We start from the raw sequence: 4946 nt of genomic DNA, 5'->3' as shown, positions 1-4946 counted from the left end.
ATGCGGGGACTAATGCGTAAATCAGCGGCTTGCGTGGAGGCGTTCGATGTTTGGGCTTGCGTGGAGGGGGTAGCGTCTATGGAGGTGGAAGGATCAGGGGCAGGGGGGGCTACGGTTTGGAGGGTGGGGGTCCATCCTGCTTCATCTAAGGTGCGGGGTGGACGGTGCAAGTTTGGGATTGAAAGGTTAGAGGCTGGGTGAGGGTCTGGGGTAGGGGAAGTAGGAAATGTGAGATCTTGTTGGAGTTTGGAGGGAGGGAGGACTGAAATAGAGGTGGCGCTCAGGGCTAGGTCTAGATCGCCATGTGGGGGAATGGGAGGGGTGATTCTGGCGGGTGGGGCTTTGAGCTGAGGGGGAGTAGCAGCATGGGTCTGTTCTGGAGAGGGTGAGGCAATATCTATGGGTTCAGCAATCGCTGCGAGGGGCCAGATTCCAGAGATAAATAGACTTAAACCTAAAGTCTGACCGACCTCTTTGCAGAAGTTTGCATCGACAATCCTTCGATTGACCATCTTGATTCCTCACCTTGCCTTCAAAGCTGTCTCACTTGCTGGCATCCGTAGCTTGGGATATCCCTTTTCCCGACATGATGCCTGTAAGCGCAACTTACCCTGGGTTAAAGAAAATATTTCAATGCGCTATATTTCTTGATTAATAAAGAAGCGCTCGACACGATTATGATGGGATTCCCTTCGCACTGTTCCTGGGTAGCCTGGTTTTCGAAGGTCTCCCAATGGCTGAGCATATTGGACAGCCGGAGTTGTTTCAAAGGAACCATCATCTGCAATGTCTGGGTATGGTTTCTGATGGTAATCAATGATTAAAACAATTTGGCAGGTGACGACTTAGTTTATTTTATAACGAACATATGTTATAAAATACATGTATTCCAATATGGTGTTCTCCTCCAATGCCCAAGGTTGTTGATCGTGAACAGTACCGCAAAGAATTACTGAATGGCTGTATTGAACTCTTCGCTCACAAAGGCTACGGTTCAATCACTATGCGGCAGATTGCGGAAGGGTTAAAGGTTTCAACCGGGACGCTGTATCACTACTTTGATAGCAAGGAAGCCATCTTTATGCAGCTTGTCCAAGAGCTGTGTGAGCAGGATATCTCTCGGTTCTTTGCCCAAGCCCCAAAAGCCGAAACCCTAGAAGCACGGTTGCAAGCGATCATGAATTTTGTACTGGCCAATATTCAGTACTACCAGCAACAGATGATGCTATGGATCGATTTCTTTCAACAAACCCGATCAGGCAGTGACGAAGAAGTCAATTTCCTGCGCCAGGTTTGGAATCGAAGTCGGGATACCATCATTGATTATTTACAGCTTCAGGATCCCACCGTTGCAGAATTTCTCATCATTTTTATTGATGGCTTAATTCTTCAGTGCATCTACAACCGAGGGATTGAAGACACTGATTGGTACCAATCCCACAGTCAACTTATGATTCAGATGATCCTCAGCTATGAACAGTTGTCCGCTCAAACTTAAACCCAAGCCCTGGTTAGTGGGCACCTTGATTGCAGCGATTGCTGCCAGCGGGGGGATTGTTTTTGTCGGTCTTGCCCAAAGCGGCTGGCAAGCGCCTCACCCCTCAGACTCAAGCGCCCTTAAACCCTCAACATTACCGAGCATCGCTGCCTTGGGCCGCCTCGAACCTACGGGTGAAATTGTCAAAGTTGCAGCTCCGCTGGCCCTAGATGGCGATCGTCTTGCCAAACTCAAGGTCAAACTGGGAGATACCGTACAGGCAGGTGACCCCATTGCCGTATTGGATTCCCGCGATCGCTTGTTAGATGAAGTGGCCCAAGCTCAGGCCCAGCTCCGCGTTGCTCAGGTAAAGTTGGCTCAGGTGCGGGCAGGAGCTAAACCGGGAGCCATTAATGCCCAACGAGCAACTGTCTCCCAAGAGTCAGCAGAATTAACCGGGCAGTTGCGAATTCAGCGACAAACCATTGCCCGACTGGAAGCCCAATATGAGGGCGATCGCAGTGCCCAAACCGCAGCCGTTCAACGACTACAGGCTGAGCTGCGCACGGCTCAAAAAGAACTGGCCCGTTATCAATCCCTGTACAAAGCAGGAGCCGTTTCTGCATCCTTGTTCGATAGCAAACAGCTCAGTGTGGATACTACCCGCCAAGCTTTAAAGCAGGCCACTGCAGAACGCTCCCGCACCGACGGGATTGCCCAGCGCCGCCTCCAGGAAGCCCAGGCTGAACTCGGTCGGCTGGAAAGTACGGGGCAAGCTCAGGTGGCAACGGCCCAATCTCGGTTAGCGGAAGTGGCGGAAGTCCGATCGGTGGATATCCAAATGGCTCAAGCCGAGGTGGAAGCGGCCCAGGTCGCCCTCACCAAGGCCCAGAAAAATCTGGATCGAGCCACCATTAAAGCTCCGAGTGATGGGCAGATTCTTAAGATCTACACCCGCCCCGGTGAACAGATGAGCAGTGACGGCATTGTCGCCTTAGGACAAACAGAACAGATGCTAGTGGTCGCTGAAGTTTACCAAAGCGATATCCACCGGGTTCAGGTGGGCCAAGCCGCCACAATTCGAGGCCAAAGCTTTCCCGGCGAACTGCGCGGCAAAGTGATCGAGCTAGGCCGTCAGATTAGTCGCCAGCAAGTTTTTAGTGGTGACCCTGGCGAAAATCTGGATCGTCGCGTGGTTGAGGTCAAGATTGCCCTTGATCCAAAAGACAGCCAACAGGTTGCGAATCTCAGCAATTTGCAGGTGCAGACGGTGATCCAAATCGCCGATGACTCTTGATTTAGTATTTTTTATAACGAACGTTTGATTTTGGAAAGCGGCCATGAACAGTTGGATCAGGCGAAAACGGCCTAAATTTCTAAAGAGAACTCCTTTGGCTTGGCACCAGGTGACGCGAGAGCGGACACGGTTACTGGTTGCGATCGCAGGTATTGCCTTCGCCGATATGCTGATTTTTATCCAGATGGGCTTTGAGGGGGCTTTATTCGATGCCGCCGTCCAGCCCCACCGCAATCTGCAGGCGGATCTGGTTTTAACCAACCCGCAAATGCAGACCCTGTTTTCCGTTAAGGCTTTTCCCCGCGCCCGGCTGTATCAGACCCTGGCTCATCCCCAAGTGAAGTCTGTGAATGGGGTTTATATTGCCACCGGACAGTGGAAGAATCCTGAGACCAAACGAGAGCGAGCTATTTTGGTCTGGGGCATTGACCCGGCTGAGCCGTCTTTTAAGTTCCCGGAAGTCACAAACAATCAGGATAAAATTCAGCCCCTGCATCGCGTCCTGTTTGATCAGGCCGGACGGCCAGAATATGGATTTACCACCGGTGCGTTTGAGCAAAAGGGGCATTTCGCCGCCGAACTGAACAACACATTGATTCAGGTGGACGGAGTATTCACCAATGGGGCATCCTTTGCTGCCGATGGCAATGTGATTGCCAGTGATTCCACATTTCTGCAGCTGTTTCCGAACCGCAGCCCAGAGCAGATTGAGGTGGGGTTGATTCAGCTGCAGCCGGGAGCTAACCTGGCCCAGGTCCAGGCCGATCTAGAGGCTCTTCTACCCGACGATGTTTTAGTCGGCACTACCGAAGACTTTGCCCAGATTGAACAGGACTATTGGGCTAACGGCACCGGGATTGGCTTTATTTTTGGCCTCGGGGTGGGCGTGGGCTTTATTGTCGGCATCGTGATTGTCTATCAGATTCTCTATTCTGACGTATCTGAGCATTTGCCAGAATATGCCACCTTGAAAGCCATGGGCTACACCGACAACTATCTGTTGGGGATGTTAATTCAAGAAGCCCTCCTTCTGGCTGTTCTCGGGTATTTACCCAGTGTGGGATTAGCTTTAGGACTGTATCAGCTCGCCTTTGCGGCCACCATGCTCCCCATTTCCATGACCGCCCAGCGAGCTATCACCGTCCTGATGATGACCATTCTGATGTGCTCAATGTCAGGAGCCATTGCCATGCGCAAGTTAAGAGCCGCGGATCCAGCCGATATTTTCTAATTCACCCTGACTATGAACCTGATTCCTGTTGCCGAAAATCTTTGGACTGCCACCCAACCCTTCAGCTATCTGGGGTTAGAAGTCGGCACTCGCATGGTCGTTGTTCGCCTCAATCAGGGGGAACTGATTCTGATTTCCCCAATCCAACTCCAGGCTAGCGACTGCTCAAATCTGAATCGCTTCGGCACCGTTTGCCATCTAATTGCCCCCAATCAATTCCATCACCTGTATTTGGGCCAAGCTCAGGCGCTTTATCCCGATGCCACCAGTTGGGGCGTCGAAGGGTTGGCCAACAAACGTCCTGATCTAAGGCTGGATAGTTTGCTCAACCAAGCCGGAACCTTTGGAGAGGAATTAGAATACCTCCCTTTCAAGGGATTCGGAGCCCTGTTACCCCGAGGCATTTGTCTCGCCCATGAAACGGTCTTTTGGCATCGGCCCAGTCGCAGCTTGATTCTCACGGATACCTCGTTTCATTTTGACGAGACGTTTCCCTGGGTCACCCAGTTGGCAGCACGAGTGATGGGCTCTTACAAAGTCTTGAAGCCGTCCTATTTTGAAAAATTGGGCAGCCGCGATAAGGCCCAGGTGAAAGCCTCCGTTCGTCAGGTGTTGGCATGGGATTTTGATCGGGTCCTTACGGCCCATGGCAGCATCGTCGAAACCAATGGTAAAGCCCAATTCACAGCGGGCTTTGAGTGGTTGCTGGACGAAACCTTATAGCCTTTTGTTCTGGAGTGATTCCCATGTCTAACGTCATTATTGCCCACCAACTCAACCATGCCTTTGGCGAAGGCCAGCTCCAGAAGCAGGTTTTATTCGATATCAATTTGGAGATTGAAGCGGGTGAAATTGTGATTCTCACGGGTCCTTCTGGATCAGGGAAGACAACATTACTCACATTACTGGGAGGCTTAAGGGCAGCCCAAAGCGGCAGTCTC

The 4946-nt window shown here is 51.5% G+C and carries 5 protein-coding genes and 1 pseudogene; 5 read left to right on the top strand and 1 reads right to left on the bottom strand.

Annotated elements, in window-relative coordinates:
• A pseudogene (locus Q0991_RS18390) lies at window positions 1–512 on the bottom strand (hypothetical protein); the annotation flags it as partial.
• Between the two features lie 398 nt (window positions 513–910).
• On the opposite strand from Q0991_RS18390, the gene Q0991_RS18385 reads away from it, so the two are divergent.
• The 5 genes from Q0991_RS18385 to Q0991_RS18365 form a co-directional block, all read left to right on the top strand.
• On the top strand, window positions 911–1498 hold the full coding sequence (locus tag Q0991_RS18385) for a TetR/AcrR family transcriptional regulator (protein WP_299491135.1): 588 nt from the start codon (window positions 911–913) through the stop codon (window positions 1496–1498).
• Window positions 1473–2774, top strand: coding sequence for an ABC exporter membrane fusion protein (locus Q0991_RS18380; RefSeq protein ID WP_299491132.1), 1302 nt, complete (start codon window positions 1473–1475; stop codon window positions 2772–2774). The genes Q0991_RS18385 and Q0991_RS18380 overlap by 26 nt, the downstream gene beginning before the upstream one ends.
• A gap of 43 nt (window positions 2775–2817) precedes the next feature.
• Window positions 2818–4005, top strand: a complete 1188-nt coding sequence (devC, locus tag Q0991_RS18375) for an ABC transporter permease DevC (RefSeq protein ID WP_299491129.1) — start codon at window positions 2818–2820, stop codon at window positions 4003–4005.
• 12 nt (window positions 4006–4017) lie between these two features.
• On the top strand, window positions 4018–4728 hold the full coding sequence (locus tag Q0991_RS18370) for a DUF4336 domain-containing protein (RefSeq protein ID WP_299491127.1): 711 nt from the start codon (window positions 4018–4020) through the stop codon (window positions 4726–4728).
• A 23-nt stretch (window positions 4729–4751) separates the two neighbouring features.
• A partial coding sequence (locus tag Q0991_RS18365) for an ATP-binding cassette domain-containing protein (RefSeq protein ID WP_299491125.1) occupies window positions 4752–4946 on the top strand: 195 nt, incomplete at its 3' end.

This window comes from Acaryochloris sp. IP29b_bin.137 (assembly GCF_028285745.1).
Taxonomy (GTDB): domain Bacteria; phylum Cyanobacteriota; class Cyanobacteriia; order Thermosynechococcales; family Thermosynechococcaceae; genus Acaryochloris.
The sequence above is the reverse complement of the archived record's forward strand: the minus strand, read 5'-3'. Positions and strand labels throughout refer to the sequence as shown.

Coding starts and splice junctions, on each gene's coding strand:
- Q0991_RS18380 (WP_299491132.1), top strand. CDS start 1,473: ATGAACAGTTGTCCGCTCAAACTTAAACCCAAGCCCTGGTTAGTGGGC.
- Q0991_RS18370 (WP_299491127.1), top strand. CDS start 4,018: ATGAACCTGATTCCTGTTGCCGAAAATCTTTGGACTGCCACCCAACCC.
- Q0991_RS18385 (WP_299491135.1), top strand. CDS start 911: ATGCCCAAGGTTGTTGATCGTGAACAGTACCGCAAAGAATTACTGAAT.
- devC (WP_299491129.1), top strand. CDS start 2,818: ATGAACAGTTGGATCAGGCGAAAACGGCCTAAATTTCTAAAGAGAACT.